Here is a 16,383-nt window from a genome sequence, read left to right on the forward strand (position 1 = left end):
AGGATTTTAGATTTGAGATTTTGGATTGATTCCACGGATAAATCACGTGGCGGGTACCATCAAGAAATTTTTGGTCAACAACTACCCAGTTTACCTGCCTATTACCTCGCGCCCTCGCAGGTGGCACCGGATAATCTCCTTGCTGGTTAGCAACAGGTAAAGCCAAGGCTAAATTAGCCCATCCTCCTAAAATTCCAGCAACTGCCAAAGAAACAATTCTAATTTCTGCTTTCATTGTTACAAAAAATCCTTGAATTCGGGCTAATTACAAGTTTATAGCCGTTGGCAGCTCCCCGTCATTCCGGCATCCCACCTCCGACAGTTCCCCCAACTCATTAAGAATGTGTTATAAATATTGAGATTCATTAAGAAATATTGCTCAAATGCTCGTTTCCCCCTCCGGCGTCAGCAAACTCAAAGAATATTTAAAAGAAAAAGTATTCTTTGGGAATGAGCCAACCCCCGAACTCATAGCCATCTTACTAATTTACTTCGTCCAAGGCATTCTCGGACTAGCCCGCTTAGCCGTCAGCTTCTTTCTCAAAGACGAACTGGGCATGAGTCCCGTCGCAGTCTCGGCAATGCTGGGGGTCGTCGCCCTGCCTTGGATGATCAAACCCCTGTTCGGCTTCATGTCCGACGGCTTGCCGATATTCGGCTACCGCAGACGCCCTTACATCGTCATCTCCGGGCTGCTGGGAACATTAGCATGGGTGAGCCTCGCAACAATTGTACACACGCCGCTGGCCGCTACAGGGGCGATCGCCCTGAGTTCGCTTTCACTCGCTGTCAGCGACGTGATTGCCGACTCCCTGGTAGTCGAAAGAGCCCGAAAAGAATCAGTTACCGACGCCGGTTCCCTGCAATCCTTATCCTGGGGCGCCTCAGCCATCGGCGGACTAATTACCGCCTACCTCAGCGGTTCCCTGCTGCAACACTTCAGCACCCAAACCATATTTTTAATCACCGCATCTTTCCCGCTAATTGTATCAGCAACAGCTTGGTTAATTACCGAAGAAAAAACTAACAAAATAACCGACTTTGAAAGTGTCAAAGACCAATTAAAAAAACTGCGGCAAGCTGTTACCCAAAAATCAATTTGGCTGCCAACCGCCTTTCTCTTCATCTTGCAATCCACCCCAAGTTCAGACTCGGCCTTCTTCTTTTTCACCACCAACGAATTAGGCTTTCAACCTGAATTTCTCGGACGAGTCCGCCTCGTTACCAGCATTGCCGCCCTCGCCGGCATCTGGCTGTTTCAGCGCTTCCTCAAAACAATTCCCTTTCGAGTAATTTTTGGCTGGTCAACTGTCGCTGCGACTGTTTTGGGCATGACTAATTTATTATTAGTAACTCATGCCAACCGATCTTTAGGAATTGACGATCGATGGTTCAGCATCGGAGACAGCCTGATCCTGACAGTAATCGGACAAATTGCTTATATGCCGGTGCTGATACTCTCCGCCCGCTTGTGTCCCCGAGGCGTCGAGGCAACTTTATTTGCGCTGCTGATGTCAATCATAAATTTTGCAGGATTTTTGTCCCACGAAGGCGGTGCAGTTTTGACCCACTTGCTAGGAATTACCGATCGCAATTTCGATAACCTCTGGCTGCTAGTTGTCATCACAAACCTCTCCACACTTCTACCCCTACCGTTCTTACATTGGCTGCCCGCCGAGAGTACAGAAAGCAACGATCCAAACTCTCAAAAGTCTCTTCCCGTATTAGAACCCGAACTGGGCACTTCCAAACCAGGCGGACAGCATTTCATTCCCGAATACTTTCCCGACTTAGTACCGACAGTAAGGTCACAAAACCGCACCGCAGATAGCAAATAAAGGCAGGCATACACGGATTTTGACACTGATACACGGCTGAATTTAACTGTGTTTCCCAATTCTTCGACTTTCACCCTCTCTGCGCCCTCTGCGTTCTCTGCGGTTAAATCAATAAAAGCTTATTCTACCAATGCCAAACTTACAGATTTCCCAACCTCAAAAAGCCGCCAAAAAATCATCCTACGATCGCACAGACTGGCAGCGCGGCTACGAATCCCAACCCAACGAATCCGACTACTGGATTGACGACATAGAAGGCGAAATCCCCGCCGACTTGCAAGGCACATTCTTTCGCAACGGGCCCGGATTATTGGATGTCAACGGCCAGCGCATCCACCACCCGTTTGACGGCGACGGGATGGTTTGTGCGATCGTCCTTAGCGAAGGCCGCGCCCATTTTCGCAACCGATTCATACACACAGAAGGCTATCTCGCCGAACAAAAAGCCGGAAAAATCCTCCACCGAGGCGTTTTCGGCACACAGAAGCCAGGGGGCTGGCTAGCCAACATCTTTGATGTCAAAATCAAAAACATTGCCAACACCAACATCATTTATTGGGGCGACAAACTGCTAGCACTTTGGGAAGCAGCACAGCCCTACAGACTCGACCCCCGCACCCTAGAAACACTCGGTTTAGATACCCTAGACGGCATCTTGGAACCCGGTGAAGCCTTCGCCGCCCACCCCAGAATTGAAAAAGGGAAAAATGGCAAAGGAGACAGATTAGTAAACTTTTCCGTCAAGCCAGGTTTGTCGAGTACCATCACGATTTACGAACTCGACGAAAGCGGCAAACTTTTGCAGCGTCACGCCCATGCAATACCGGGTTTTGCCTTCCTGCACGACATGGTAATCACCCCGAATTACTGCATATTTTTCCAAAATCCAGTCTCATTCAATCCCCTGCTTTTCTTGCTAGGATTTCGGAGTGCAGCCCAGTGCATTCAATTTTCGCCAAACAAGCCCACGCAAGCAATTTTGATTCCCCGCAACGGCACAGACGAGGTGAAGATATTAGAAACCGAACCTTGTTTTGTCTTCCACCACTGCAACGCATGGGAAGAAGGAGGCGAAGTTTTTGTAGATTCAGTTTGCTACGAATCATTTCCAACTGTAGAAGCGGACGCTGATTTTAGGGAACTTGATTTTGACAGCGTTCCAGCGGGCGAATTGTGGCGGTTTCAGCTAAATTTGAACGAGAAAACTGTCAAGCATCAAGTAATTGAAACTCGGTGCTGCGAGTTTCCAACTTTGCATCCCAATAATGTCGGACAACCTTACCGATATCTTTACATCGGTGCTGCGGATTCTCCCACTGGGAACGCTCCTTTGCAAGCTATTCTCAAAATAGATTTCCTGACGGGAGAAAGGCAAATTTGGAGTGCGGCACCACGGGGTTTTGCAGGGGAACCGGTGTTTGTTCCCCGTGGTTCAGGCGTCTCGCCTGAAGCTGCAAGGGCTGAGGATGACGGCTGGCTGCTGGTTTTAATGTATGATGCTGCTAATCATCGATCGACCTTAGTAATTTTAGATGCTCGCGATATTACGAAAGGGCCCGTAGCGCGACTGAATTTAAAACAGCACATTCCTTACGGTTTGCACGGCAGCTTTACACCAAATGTACTGCTTCCTATCGGTTCGTAGTTGCGCTAGGGCGGGCAGGATGCCCACCCCACAAGAAGGAAAATTGAACTCTTGTGGAACAGGCAAGATGCCTGTTCCACAAGATGGTGCAAGATGTCAGTTTTCACCGATTTTAGCTATGAGACACAAGTTTTAACCCCTGACGGACTGGCGGACTCGCGGACTGGCAGACTGCGGGAAATACTAACAACAAATCAAAATGAAAAATATCCATAATTAATGCAAACTGTCAACAAATTTACTCTTAAAAAAACACTTATTTTAATTTGCAGCCTCGCCGTAAGTTTGGCAATTATCTTATCTATTTACTCTCACAATGCTAACGCCCAAGAGCCTTACAGACCGTCTCAAGATACCGCTGCGCCACTCAAAAGCTTGGTTGAGGTAAACATGACGGTAATTGCAGTTGATCCCATTAAAAATGAATTAGAAACCCGCTTGCAGTTTGAACTCAAAGGTATCTATAAAAAAGGGCCAACTTACCCGGCTCAAGACTTGTTAATGACAGTTAACGGCGCAAATGTACAGGATTCGGAAATTACCTTTAAAGAAGGCAAACCGATGATTGTCCCTGCATTAAAATTTAACTTAGTCAAGGGAAAAATTAATAATTATCCGTTTGACAAGCACATTGCTAAAGTAGCTATTTCGATCGACCCGCTGGCTTCGATTGGTAAAAAGTTTGCTCCCTTTGAACTGAATCCGGTGCCGCTGGAATTTAAGTTTAATGCCGATGTTCCCGGTTTCGACATCAGTTATAAGCCGATGGAAGAGAATTCATCTATCTTTATTTATATTGATGTTACTGCAACTCGATCGCTCCCGGTGAAATTCTTTGCCTTAGTGATTATTGTCATCATGTGGGTTCTGTCAACTATGGCACTTTTGCTAGCATTAAAAGTGATGAAATCTGGCAAGTTGCCGGAAGTCGGAATGCTGAGTTGGACTGCTGTGATGCTGTTTGCTTTTCCCGCTATTCGCAATGCTCAACCGGGGGTACCACCGGTGGGAACTGCAAGCGATTTTCTTTCGTTTTTTTGGACGGAAATTATTGTTGTGGTGGCGTTGGTGATTATTGGTAGCTGTTGGTTGAAGCGGTATTACCCGCCAATTGAATGATTTTAGATTTTTAGATTTTAGAATTGAATAATTTACCCAGTGATAAATCAGGGGGGCTTGTACCCTGGATGCTTTCAATTAACAGCCAACAGTCAATCGATTGCGCGATTTTAGATTTTAGATTTTAGATTAAAGAATTGAAGCATTCACCCCACGAATAAATTCGGGGGCTCCTTTATCGGATACAGGTTTTTTATTTCTGGACGGATGAATCCGGGGGCTTGTATCCTGGATGCTTGATTGTCAACAGTTAACTAAATTTAAAAATTAAATTTTGACTGCCAAATTCTCAATATCCTTTGCGGGTACGCCCAAACCGCGCAAGATAGTAAAAGCAATCATTCGATATCCCGACGGATTGGGATGAACTCCATCTGCGGCCAACAAATTTAGGTTCTTCCGTATTTAGTATGCTAAATCTGGCGTTGCTGATTTGAGGTATGATTAGTTCAAATAGAAATTTGCAAAAACAATTAACTAAAAGTCGAAATCCATGAAATGTCCTGAATATAAATCAATACGCTTGGGTTAATGTTTTTTGTCCGAAGAGAGCTTTGGGCTCAGCATAAGCCCGAAGGGCCCGCACGCGCCTTCTCCGTATCTATTTTTCACAGGGTTTTGTCTCTATGAGTGTCCGATCCCAAGCGTATTGACTTTTATTCTTCCCATCCGCAGGCTATTTCCAGATTAGCAGAAGCCAAGAAAGTTCCAGATCCAGTGATTGTTAAAATAAATTATTATAACATATAACTCTCAATTTTTGTGATGGCTATCGCTGAAATAAAGCACTTTTTAAACAGAGCAATTCCTATGTTTATTAAAAATTAAATAGCCTCATCCATATTGGAATAGTGAATAATAAACTAACGCAGCCGAGGCCGATCGCAGTTACGGCAAATTCGCGATCGAGATTGAAAGCTTCTGCCAACAATGTAGTACCAAAAGCAGGAGGCATCGCCATTTGCAGCACTAGCAAAAGTCGCGGCGCGCCCGCTATCCCAAAAAACGTTAATCCCGCGCCAATTACCAAGGGAATTAACAGCATTTTAATCGCCAGACAAGTCAAAACTTGTTTGAGGTTGTGCAAAGAATTCAACTTGCTCAACTGCATCCCGATCGTAATTAAAGATAAAGTAATTACAGCCCAAGCACCTGTTGTTAACAATTCTTCGATTTGTGCCGACAGCGGCAAGCTGCGCGAGACAAATCCTAGACCAAAAGCCCACAGTGCCGGATTCTGAAAAATTGCCCGCAGGGGAGTTAAAAAACCCTGACGCTGCCTGCTTTTACCGCAGTGAGAAGCAATGGCAATTCCGAGTGTATTGATTGCCATGCCAGTGCCTAGCAAGTCGTAAAACAATGCCCAGGCAAAGTGTTCGGGACCCAATAAGGACAAGCTGACGGGAATGCCTAAAAAACCGGTATTGCCAACCATCGCTGCTAATAAGAAGCTGCCTTGAGTGGGCAAACTCCAAGCGGTTTTGTCTTCCGGGCTATTTTGGGTGCTCCGATTAACAGTCTTGATAGGTTCCTCTCTGACGAAATTTATCAAAATCCAAGCGAGTCCTCCACCTGCTATAATTGCCACCCAAGCTGTCAGCGGCGCTATCAAAATAGCACCAGACAAATTGGCGCGGCGGATGAAAGCAACAATGCTAAATGGCGTGCCAAAGAAGAAAAGAAACTTGGCTAAATATGTAGAATAGCTTCTCGGTAACAGGCGGCCGATAAAAAATCCGAACGCCACCCATCCGATCAGATTTAGATAAAGTTTGAGCAGCGGATTTTCTAAATAAAGCATGATTGACTAAATATTTACTAAACGACTTATGCCGATCGACTAATTTTGCCAAAAGGGCCCGCATTTACCCTACCGCCACAGTTTTTTCTTGCACCGCCGCGCTAAATATTAATGCTTATTCAGCCTCACAGATAATTTTCCAGACAGGCCTTGACATCCACAGAAGCGCGTGTAATCATAAAGTTGAGGAATAAATCAACATAGGTGAAAACTATGGCACGGCAAGCAAAACAATCATCTCAAGTCAAAAGTTCCAGCAGCCAAGCAGCCTCCAATACTCGCACCAAATTTACCCTCTACAATTTTGCCGGAAATGCAAAGGCATTCTATCTAGTCGATCGTATTAATTTAGAAAGAAAGCCCGGTGATATCCCAGAAAAATCCGTCGCTCACAGCATCATCATCATCGATCGCTCTGGCTCAATGTATTATGACTTAAAACCGCTGAAAGAAACCCTAATCAAGCTTTTGACCTTAGACGAATACAACAATTACCAGCTAATTGTCAGCCTGATTTCCTACGCTGACAATGGGGACGTGATTTGTCACTTCCAGCGAATTCCCATTCAAGAAGTGATAAAGTTTGACTCTGAATACATCAAAGAAATTCAAAAAATACGCACTGCTGGGTGTACCTGCATATCTCAGTCGATGCAACTCGCTAAATCTCTGGTGAAAGCAGGAGAAGTGACAGCGATTAATTTGCACACAGACGGCTATGCAAATGACCCGAGTGCCAGTTCTGAAGCTGCAAAATTAGGGGAAATTTGCGAAGAACTCAAAGACATGGATGTGTTTGCAAATACGATATCTTATGCCTCTGCTGACTTCAAACTGCTCTCCAAAATTGCCAACACCTTATCTGGAAATTGTATCCGCGCTGGCGAAGTAAAAATGGTTTATGATGCTCTTTACGACAGCACAAAACTGTTAGGCAGTTCCGTTGCACCGCCGTTGGAAGAACCGTTAATCAAGGAATACGATTATCAAGTTTTTGTTTCCAAAAGTGGGAAAAAAATCAACGGTTCATCGAGCACGCTGAAAATCTGCGGGCTGAAAGCAGACGATCGGGGACTGTTTTACAAATATCAGAAAGTCGCCAAAGATGAGTATGACAAAGTAGATGTTCCCGTTGCTCAAACTGATGAGTCAGTGTTGGCTTTTGCGAAAGCTAACCTCGCTGACGGCAATTTAAATACGGCTAAGTATGCACTGGCGAGCACCTTCGACGCTACTTTGACGGAAAAACACGCGAAAGCTTTGACAAATGCCCAAATAGCGGAGTTTACGGAAGATTTGGAACAGGCTGTTTTTGCGCCTGATGTGTTGAAAAATCATGAAATTGGCGATCGGGTAAAAGTCAGCGACAAAATTTCCCTGCTAGAGTTAGTCAAGATATTGGAGGAAAACAGCAACAGCATTATTATCAACTTAAAACACTTGCAAGAAAACTATCAGCGAAAAGGTTTGAAGCGAATTGAAGGAAAGCGAGACGAAAACGGCAACCTTGTCAAACCTTGGCTGAAAACAGAATTTTTAGATGGTGGCGAATACGTGCGAATGGGTTCATTTGCCATCAATCAAAATACCGCTACCATCAATATGCTGATTACCAGAAAAGTTAAGCTGGTAAAAGTTGAAGATGAAACTTTAATCGCAGAAGTGGCAGGAATTCTGGTAACAGACCTCAATACTTTCAACAATTATACTATTGTCAGCGACGGCGAAGTTAATATCAAGTCGCTGCGAACCAAAATCAGCAGCAAAGCAGTGTTTGATTTGCTCAACAAATTAGGTGTCCTGGAAAAAGACGGTTCGCCTGTGGCAAAATTTGACTTCCATTCCGAGTATGACATTAAGTTAGAGAGTTTGCCGCTAGTGCCTTTTGACGGACGTTACAGCAGCCTTGACGGAGTGTTTGAAGAACTTGCAAACATCAAAATTCTCTCCAGCATTCTCTCCGCTCATTTGAAGGAAGAATCCGAGGCTTACACAGCGGAACAATTGGAAGATTTGAAACAGCATTATCTGTCGAAAAGCCTTTACATCAACTTTCCGACGACGACGGAATACACAGATTTAAAAAGTGCGATCGCCCACGGTTCAGTAGATTCGCGAGTCAGCTACAAAATCGACATCGGCAGCAAAAACATCCTCAACTTCGGCAAATTCCACTCCGCCAACAAATTTCTCGATCGCCTTTACGAAGTTTACCACAAAAACACGGGCGAAAAGCTAGCAAAACCGACATTTGACATCACCTTAGATGAGCCTGTTGTCTTCGCACACAAAACGCTGTCATCCAGAACAAAAATCACCAAAGTTGACGACTTGATGAAACTGATTTTCGATGAATTTCTCGGATTAGAAAATAACGGAATTGTTAGCGCTACTTTAGCTAAAGTAGGTGCAGATAGTTTGCTGCGGCTTTTGCAAGCGAAATGGCAGGGAGAAGATGTCAAGCGAGACGAATTTGTCGCTGCTTTAGCTAGTGCAAACGAGCGCATGGAAACTTACGCTGAAAAAGTTTATGGCGAGAAAGTTTCCCCGCTAGTTTTCTACATCGGTTCTACTGGACTTATCCCCGATGAAATGGAAGCAAAAGCGGCGACTGCTGAGGAAATTAATTCTAAATACGGCAACTTGCAATTTTCTAAAGATGAGCAAGAGGGGATGTTTTTTGAAGTGGGAGACTGCATTATTAGCGTGTATGCTAAGAATGAGTATTTCACGGTAGGAAAGTAGGAATTAGGGTGGGCATTATTTGTCCACCTTGCTCAAATATGGCGGATTGAAATGAACTGCAAAGGCGCAGCAGTGGCGACTAGGAAATAGGTAGATGGGACAAGTGTTAGGTTGCCAAGACGAAAGGAGCGAGCGGAATCGTTCGGGTTTGTAACTTTCCTTTGGTGTTGCTTTTGCGAAAGTTTATCCTCTGGTAGGATAGAGAACAACGCTCTATAAAAAATCTAGTAGCCAAATTCTCTGCAATTAGGTTACAATGATATTACGCGAATTCTCATACGGAGGGCAAACCAATGACACAAACATTATCAATGTCTGTTCTCTATAAAAAACTCTCGGCGATCGGTTTCCCAAAACGTTTCGTTCGAGAAAAAGGTTTGCCCAGTTGGTGGAATGAAGAACTAGACAATAAACCCGTCGCCGTCCTAGAGGGTGCTGGTCATATTGCCCAACGTCTACACATAGACCTCAAGAGTCTCTTAGCCGAGAATCAGAAGCCTCAGTTTAAGCCCTTACTCCACACCAAATTCAAGTACCATCAACAGGATAAAGCAGATGTACCTGATGTGGCCCATCAACTTGCCTCACGGGTTGCTGAAGTTGTTGCTGACGCTATAAAGCTCGAATTTAAACCCATCCCATCTGACCCTCATCAAGTCCGCTCAGAGATCGTTGCCAAACATCCTCAAGTCACTTTATACAGCTTGCTCGATTACTGCTGGGAACATGGTATCGCTGTTATCTATTTCAAGGATTACCCTAAAAAGACCCGCAAAATTACAGGCATGATCCAATGGCAATGTGATTATCCTGTGATTGTTTTGAGTAGTAGTCATACTAACCCAGCATGGTTAGCCTTCCATCTTGCCCATGAACTGGGTCATCTTGCCCTTGGTCATATTAAAGAAGGTATTTTGATTGATGATGATATTAAGCAAGACTCTGATGATCTAGAAGAAAGAGATAGCAATCAGTTTGCAGTTAAACTGCTAGTCAATAGTTTTGATAACTCCCTCGGCAATAAAAAATTTAACAATGCAGAAGACCTAAAGAATAAAATTATTCAACTTGTTCAAAATGACTCAACTATTGATCCCTGTGCATTAGCTTTAAATTATAGCTGGTATAATAAAGATTATTTTGCATTGTCTATGGGATGTTTAAATTTAATCAAGCGTGCTAAAGAAGGACAAAAGACTATTAACAATTTTTTAGAGCAGCATCTAAATTGGGATGAATTAAGTGATGACAATGCTGATTACTTAGACAAAATTTTAGGAGAATAGCTTTGTCTAGTTGTATCTATTGCATTGATAATGACATAATTAAAAAGCTTGCTACATTCCAGCTATTCGATAATACTCTTAAATTATTTGATGCTAGTTATGAGCAAGTTAATATCCTAGAGACGGCAAAATATAAATTTGAAAACGATTGGATCAAATTTGAAGCAGGTAAAACTCGAAAAACAGAAGATCGTGTTATTAATTATAAACAAGTTCTTTCCCTTACTAAAACTTTAGCAAACATATCTCAAGCCGATATTGACCAAGAAATTTTTATCCAGTTATCCAGTATTAACAATATCGATCAAGGTGAGGCAATTCTCACAAGTCATGCTATCAAACTTATCCAAAAAGATAAATCTGCTCAGATTTTTACTGGAGATAAAAGATTCATCAAAGCCTTAGCAACAGTTAACTTACCTATCATTCAAGAATCTCTAAATCATAGATTATGGTGCTTAGAGCAACTTGTTCTCAGAAATATTGAAGCCGATGGCTTTGAGACTATTCGAGATTTCATTGTTCCTGTTCGAGAATGTGATACAGCAATTAAGAGTGTTTTTGGTTCAGGGCTTAAATCAACATCTGACAATTCCCTAGCTACTTTAAAAAAGTATATTGAGGAGTGTCGGCAGGAGGCAGGTAATCTACTAAATCCTTACAAGTAGATTTAAGTGTGACACTTGCCTTAGTCCTGACTTAAAACGGAATTTCCTCGTCTTCATCTTCCACCGTCTTAGCCGTCATCCGCGAACTGGTGATATACTCAATTTGCACGTCAATTTTGTTAATCGCTTCCCCTAACTGCTTTTGGATGTATTGAGTCAGTGTGACCATAAAATCTAACTCAACTCCCGCAGATAGCGCAAGTTTTGCCAAGCTAGCAAAATCTACCTTCAAAATCGAGGAACTGGATAACTTAAAATCAGGAGTATTGCTCTTATTTTGCACCAACATTGCTTTTTTAATGCGCTCTTTCAGATGCTCAACTTCTGAATCCAGCAACTTCCATTCAGGCAAAATTTCTTTGTACCTTTCCCCCAATGCTGTTAAATCCTCGCTAGCCGGTTCCGGCGCAATTTTCTTAGTAGATTTTCGCCGCTGCTGTACATTAGAATTTAACCGCCAACTCGCACTCTCCTCAACTGCTAAAGATGGATCGGCGATGAGTTTGCCTAACTGTTTTTGAATTTCTTTCGTCAGCGTCAATGGAAAATTCAACTCAATTCCCTCAGTTTGCGTCAGTCTTGCTAGCGTCATAAAATCAACTTTCATCGTTATCGAACTGGAAAGCTGAAAATAAGAACTATCTTTGAGATTTTGCGCCAGCATCCCCGCTTTAAATCGTTCTTTAACTTCAGCGATTTCTGAATCTAGCGGCTTCCACTGAGATTCTATTTCCTGATATTTTTCCCCCAATGCTGTCAAGTTTTCCGTTGCGGGTTCGGGGTAACATTGAGCAAGGATTTCTAGCAGGCGGCGATGCACTCCAGCTAAATAAACCGCGTCCATCTGGGCATATTCTAGCTGCTTCTGGGTCAGAGGACGCTTTCCCCAATCGCCGCTTTGTTCTGTTTTATCTACATAAGCAATGCCGCAAAGTGTTTCTATTAAAGTTTTGAGCTGTCGATTAGGTAATGGCAGAATGTAAGCTGGAATCTTTCTAGCCATTTGCAATGTGCAAGTGACATTTTGGGCGTCGTCATTGCCCAGAAATCTGATGTCATAGCTGGCGTTGTGCAATACTTTTTCAATATTTGGATTTACCATGATTTGGTTTACGAAATCTGTAGCCAATTCAGGTCGATCCAAGACATCTAGTAGAAAAGTGGCATCTCCCGTCGAATCTGTGGAGTCAGTTAACACCTGAATCAGAGATAATCTGGGGTTGGATTTATAGTCTGCTATTTCTGTATCAACCCACAGGATTTTAGCTTGGGAAAATTTAGCGATGAGTGCTTTGATGTCGTTTGCTGCTGTTAAATAAGGCATTTTTACAGACTTTTGCTATTAAATTTAGGCTTATATTATGCTATAGCAATTCTCGGATAGATTGTCAACGATTCAAGCGCCGGACATGGCATTGCCGTGTCCAGGACACGCGCAGACCTCAGAAACCCGGTTTCTTCCTATATTTCTCGTTCCTGTTCACAAAACTCGTAGAAACCGGGTTTTTAGCCTCCAGTTAAAAAAAGAATGCAGTCGATCGCACTATTGACGATTCTCGCGAACTTCTTCTAAAAACCAGTTGCCTACTTCTGTATTGTCCGTCTGGCGACTGCGGCGCAAACCTTCCTCTAATAAAGCAACTTTTAGCCCCGGCAAAACTTGAGATTCCGTCAGACGTTCGCTTCCCCGGTTAGCAATTATTTTGAAAGCAATAACTTGCGCTTTTTGTACGTCTACTACCCAATATTCAGACACTCCTAATTCTTCATAAATCATTCTTTTGGTACCCAAATCGTCAACGAGAGAACTGTCGGCAATTTCAATCGCTAAATCTGGGGAAACTAGGCTATCCAAATTCACTACAGAACTGCCGCGAGGTGCCGTTTGCGCCCGGTCTCCGATGTAGTAAGAAGCATCAGGTTGAGCGCCTCTGACACCCGTTTTGGCGTAGCTACAGTTGACCAGCAGTCTCATTTTTATACCTTTAGCAATGCCAAATAAATTGATTAAGATGACGATAATTCCGCTGTCATCAGCACGATCTGGCCCGACTGCTGCCATCTCAATCCTCAACTGTCCGTTGTAATAGTAGCATTTTGCTCGATCGTACTCCGGCTGTTTAATAATTTCTATATATTCATCCCAAGTCGCTGTAACCCAGGTATCAGTTAGTAGTTTGGTTTGGAGTTGACTCATCATTACCTCACCGGAAAAAATCTTTGACTTTTGAGGGAAAACTTCTGAGTAGGGGCGATCGCACTTTTACGATTCAGCAGTAAGGTGCGGCCCGCGCACCCTACAAACGATCGCATTTTACCATTTAGCAGTAAGGTACGCAGCGCGCACCTTACAAACTATTAACCTATGACTATTCTGTCACTTCCTCAGAGTCGGATTCTTCGGCAGATTCTTCACCGGCAGGCGGCACTAAAGCCACAGCTACGATGGAATCATCCTCGTCCAAGCGCTGCACCCGCACGCCCGTTGCAGTGCGCGATTGCGTGGAAATTGCACTCACAGCCTGACGGATAATAATACCTCGGTTGGTAATGATCATCAACTCGTCATCTTCGTTGACAATTCGCAGCGCAGCTACGTAATCTTTAGCCTTTTTCGACTTGAATTTAGTAGCCGTCAATCCCTTACCAGCCCGTCTTTGCAGGCGGAATTGAGAAACTGGAACCCGCTTGCCGTAGCCGTTAGTGGTGATTACCAACACCGAAGGAACTTCGCTGCTATTTTTCTGAATTTCTTCGGCTTCTTCGCCTTCAACTTCCTCGGCTTGCAGTTCTAATTCTTCATCTTCCAATTCCGCCTCTTCATTTTCCAAGTCAGCAATTTCTGCCCCTTCAAATTCCGAGTCTTCTGTTTCTAATTGAGCAATATTAGCTCCCTCAAATTCCGAATCTTCTGTCTCCAATTCAGCAATCTCGGCAACAATTGAACTGGGCAAAATGTCCATGCTGATCAACTCATCACCCGATCGCAATTTCATTGATTTTACACCCCGCGTCGCGCGGCCGACAGGGCGCAACTGTTCGTGATTGGTGCGGAAATGAATTGCCATGCCTTGGCGCGTACCGATGATGATGCTGTCGCCCACTTTTGCTCTCCGCACCCAGCGCAGTTGGTCGCCTTCTTCTAGAGAAATCGCGATTAATCCATTAGTGCGGATGTTGCCAAAAGCTGAAAGTGCGGTTTTCTTGATGTAGCCGCCGCGAGTCAGCATGACCAAGTATTCTTCGCTGGTGAATTCTGTGACTGACACCATAGAAGTGATTTTTTCTTCTATAGGAATCGGCAGCAGTTGCACCACGGGAGTGCCGCGGGCCGTCCGGGAACAAATGGGAATTTGATAAGCTTTGACACAGTAAACTACGCCCCTGTCGCTGAAGAACAAAACGCTGTCATGATCGCAGCAGGAAAGGAAATGTTCTACTCCGTCGTCTTCTTTCATTTTCGCGCCTGCTTTGCCGCGAGTAGCGCGACTTTGGGCCTCGAAAGTGCTGACAGGCATCCGCTTGATGTAGCCTTGCTCTGTGATCAGAATAATTGCTTGTTCGTTGGCAATTAAATCTCTTTCATCGATTTCTCCTTCGGCGTGTTCGATGACGCTGCGCCTAGGAGTGGCGATTTTGGTTTGGATTTCGACTGCTTCAAATTCGGCGATTTCTAAGATGCGTTCCCGGCGCGCTAAGATATCTTCCAAATCGGCGATTTTAGTTCGCAGTTCTTCGTGTTCTTGCTGGATCTTTTGCGCTTCTAAGGCTGTCAAGCGCCGGAGCTGCATTTGCAAAATGGCGTCGGATTGCTGTTCGGAAAGACCGTAATTATCCATCAATTCCTGTTTCGCTGCGGCGGAGTCGGCAGCGGCGCGAATTAGGTGAATAATTGCATCTAAGTTGTCTAGAGCAATTAATAAGCCTTGCAGAAGGTGGTCGCGTTCTTCTGCTTTGCGGAGTTCGTATTGAGTCCGGCGAGTAATTGTCTCAATGCGGAAGTCTAGGAAGACATTGAGGAATTGGGAGAGCGTAAGTAATTGGGGTTCCCCATTTACTAGCGCTAACATATTGGCTCCAAAGTTGGCTTGGAGCGGTGTTTGTTTGTAGAGGTTGTTGAGGACGACGCGGGGATAGGCGTCGCGCTTAAGTTCGATCACGATCCGCATTCCGTCTCTGTCGCTTTCGTCGCGAATGTCGGAAATTCCATCTAATCTTTTGTCGTTGACAAGTTCGGCAATTTTCTCAATTAGCGCTGCCTTGTTTGTTTGGTAAGGCAATTCGGTGATAATAATTGCTTCTTTGTCGGGGCGGCCGGGATGTTCGATGGTTTCAATGCCGGCGACTCCGCGCATTGTAATCGAACCGCGCCCCGTGGTGTAAGCATCGCGAATGCCGCCTCTTCCCAGAATTTGCCCTCCGGTGGGAAAGTCAGGGCCGGGGATGTACTGCATCAATTCCAAGTCGGTAATTCCTGGATTGTGAATTAGTGCTACTAAACCGTCAATTATTTCGCCTAAATTGTGCGGTGGAATGTTCGTTGCCATCCCCACAGCAATCCCGGAGGAACCGTTGAGCAAAATTTGGGGGATGCGTGCCGGGAGTACGAGGGGTTCTTGCTGTGAACCGTCGAAGTTGTCGCCGAAATCAACTGTTTCCGAGTCGATGTCGCGCAGCATGGAGTCGCTAGTCAAAGCTGTGAGGCGGCACTCGGTGTACCGCATGGCAGCGGGCGGGTCGTTGTCAACGGAGCCGAAGTTGCCGTGGCCGTTGATCAGGCGTTCCCGCATGGAGAAATCTTGAGCCATCCGCACCAGCGCGTCGTAAACCGCTGTATCTCCGTGCGGGTGATACTTGCCCAGCACCTCCCCCACGACGCGGGCGCATTTGCGGAAAGGTCGATCGGGAGTCAAGCCCAATTCGTTCATGGCGTAGAGAATGCGTCGGTGAACGGGCTTGAGACCGTCCCTGGCATCTGGTAGCGCCCGACCGACAATTACGCTCATGGCGTATTCCAAGTACGATCGGGACATCTCATTACCCAGATCCGTCGGGATTATCCGCGACTCAGAGATACTCATAGGTTGAAAAACTCCGTTAAAACTTTAAATTTGACCGCTATAAATCTCAAAAATGCGATAAAATCGGTTTGGATTCAGTAGAGCTGCCAAATATTGCAAATTACTCCTGAAATTATATCACAATTTGCCTTTGACTTTATGGGAAAGCTGCCAGAAAAATTAAGGGACGAAACAAGGACAATTGGCAATTTGGCAGTTGG

General features: G+C 44.6%; 10 protein-coding genes and 1 pseudogene. 6 read left to right on the forward strand and 5 right to left on the reverse strand.

Going from position 1 to position 16,383, the window contains the following annotated elements; all coding sequences use genetic code 11:
- Nucleotides 1-235: pseudogene (locus QUA56_RS29460) on the reverse strand (hypothetical protein); the annotation flags it as partial.
- Between the two features lie 148 nt (nt 236-383).
- On the opposite strand from QUA56_RS29460, the gene QUA56_RS29465 reads away from it, so the two are divergent.
- The 3 genes from QUA56_RS29465 (at nt 384) to QUA56_RS29475 (ending at nt 4,602) form a co-directional block, all read left to right on the forward strand.
- On the forward strand, nt 384-1,838 hold the full coding sequence (locus tag QUA56_RS29465; RefSeq protein WP_333365332.1) for a folate/biopterin family MFS transporter: 1,455 nt from the start codon (nt 384-386) through the stop codon (nt 1,836-1,838).
- Nucleotides 1,839-1,968: 130 nt separating this feature from the next.
- Nucleotides 1,969-3,483 (forward strand): carotenoid oxygenase family protein, encoded by a 1,515-nt coding sequence (locus tag QUA56_RS29470; protein ID WP_333365335.1) that lies wholly within the window; start codon nt 1,969-1,971, stop codon nt 3,481-3,483.
- A 219-nt stretch (nt 3,484-3,702) separates the two neighbouring features.
- Complete coding sequence (locus QUA56_RS29475; protein WP_333365337.1) at nt 3,703-4,602, forward strand: DUF4436 family protein; 900 nt, start codon at nt 3,703-3,705, stop codon at nt 4,600-4,602.
- Between the two features lie 817 nt (nt 4,603-5,419).
- Here the strand turns inward: QUA56_RS29475 and QUA56_RS29480 are convergent.
- Complete coding sequence (locus QUA56_RS29480; protein WP_333365340.1) at nt 5,420-6,403, reverse strand: AEC family transporter; 984 nt, start codon at nt 6,401-6,403, stop codon at nt 5,420-5,422.
- A 213-nt stretch (nt 6,404-6,616) separates the two neighbouring features.
- Between QUA56_RS29480 and QUA56_RS29485 the strand changes: the two genes are divergently transcribed.
- From QUA56_RS29485 to QUA56_RS29495, 3 genes are all read left to right on the forward strand, one after another.
- Nucleotides 6,617-9,148 carry a vWA domain-containing protein gene (locus QUA56_RS29485; protein WP_333365343.1) on the forward strand — a complete coding sequence of 844 codons (2,532 nt, stop codon included), beginning with the start codon at nt 6,617-6,619 and terminating at the stop codon, nt 9,146-9,148.
- A 293-nt stretch (nt 9,149-9,441) separates the two neighbouring features.
- A complete protein-coding gene (locus tag QUA56_RS29490; RefSeq protein WP_333365345.1) occupies nt 9,442-10,434 on the forward strand; it encodes an ImmA/IrrE family metallo-endopeptidase in 993 nt (330 codons plus the stop codon).
- Nucleotides 10,435-10,436: 2 nt separating this feature from the next.
- A complete protein-coding gene (locus QUA56_RS29495) occupies nt 10,437-11,102 on the forward strand; it encodes a hypothetical protein (RefSeq protein WP_333365348.1) in 666 nt (221 codons plus the stop codon).
- 31 nt (nt 11,103-11,133) lie between these two features.
- Here QUA56_RS29495 and QUA56_RS29500 read toward each other — a convergent pair whose 3' ends face one another.
- The 3 genes from QUA56_RS29500 to gyrA all read right to left on the reverse strand — a co-directional run bounded on the left by QUA56_RS29500 (nt 11,134) and on the right by gyrA (nt 16,183).
- On the reverse strand, nt 11,134-12,426 hold the full coding sequence (locus tag QUA56_RS29500; RefSeq protein ID WP_333365350.1) for a ribonuclease D: 1,293 nt from the start codon (nt 12,424-12,426) through the stop codon (nt 11,134-11,136).
- A 219-nt stretch (nt 12,427-12,645) separates the two neighbouring features.
- Nucleotides 12,646-13,302: a Uma2 family endonuclease gene (locus QUA56_RS29505; RefSeq protein WP_333365354.1), complete on the reverse strand. Its 657-nt coding sequence runs from the start codon at nt 13,300-13,302 to the stop codon at nt 12,646-12,648.
- A 169-nt stretch (nt 13,303-13,471) separates the two neighbouring features.
- The gene (gene gyrA, locus QUA56_RS29510) at nt 13,472-16,183 is read right to left on the reverse strand and encodes a DNA gyrase subunit A (protein WP_333365356.1); all 2,712 of its coding nucleotides are present in this window, start codon (nt 16,181-16,183) and stop codon (nt 13,472-13,474) included.
- Nucleotides 16,184-16,383: the final 200 nt, after the last annotated feature.

The organism is Microcoleus sp. N3A4, assembly GCF_036701805.1.
Classification (GTDB): Bacteria; Cyanobacteriota; Cyanobacteriia; order Cyanobacteriales; family Microcoleaceae; genus Microcoleus.

Bases quoted from the DNA above. Each gene is read 5' to 3' on its own strand.
- QUA56_RS29465 (WP_333365332.1), top strand. From the start codon at position 384: ATGCTCGTTTCCCCCTCCGGCGTCAGCAAACTCAAAGAATATTTAAAA.
- QUA56_RS29470 (WP_333365335.1), top strand. From the start codon at position 1,969: ATGCCAAACTTACAGATTTCCCAACCTCAAAAAGCCGCCAAAAAATCA.
- QUA56_RS29475 (WP_333365337.1), top strand. From the start codon at position 3,703: ATGCAAACTGTCAACAAATTTACTCTTAAAAAAACACTTATTTTAATT.
- QUA56_RS29480 (WP_333365340.1), bottom strand. From the start codon at position 6,403: ATGCTTTATTTAGAAAATCCGCTGCTCAAACTTTATCTAAATCTGATC.
- QUA56_RS29485 (WP_333365343.1), top strand. From the start codon at position 6,617: ATGGCACGGCAAGCAAAACAATCATCTCAAGTCAAAAGTTCCAGCAGC.
- QUA56_RS29490 (WP_333365345.1), top strand. From the start codon at position 9,442: ATGACACAAACATTATCAATGTCTGTTCTCTATAAAAAACTCTCGGCG.
- QUA56_RS29500 (WP_333365350.1), bottom strand. From the start codon at position 12,426: ATGCCTTATTTAACAGCAGCAAACGACATCAAAGCACTCATCGCTAAA.
- QUA56_RS29505 (WP_333365354.1), bottom strand. From the start codon at position 13,302: ATGATGAGTCAACTCCAAACCAAACTACTAACTGATACCTGGGTTACA.
- gyrA (WP_333365356.1), bottom strand. From the start codon at position 16,183: ATGAGTATCTCTGAGTCGCGGATAATCCCGACGGATCTGGGTAATGAG.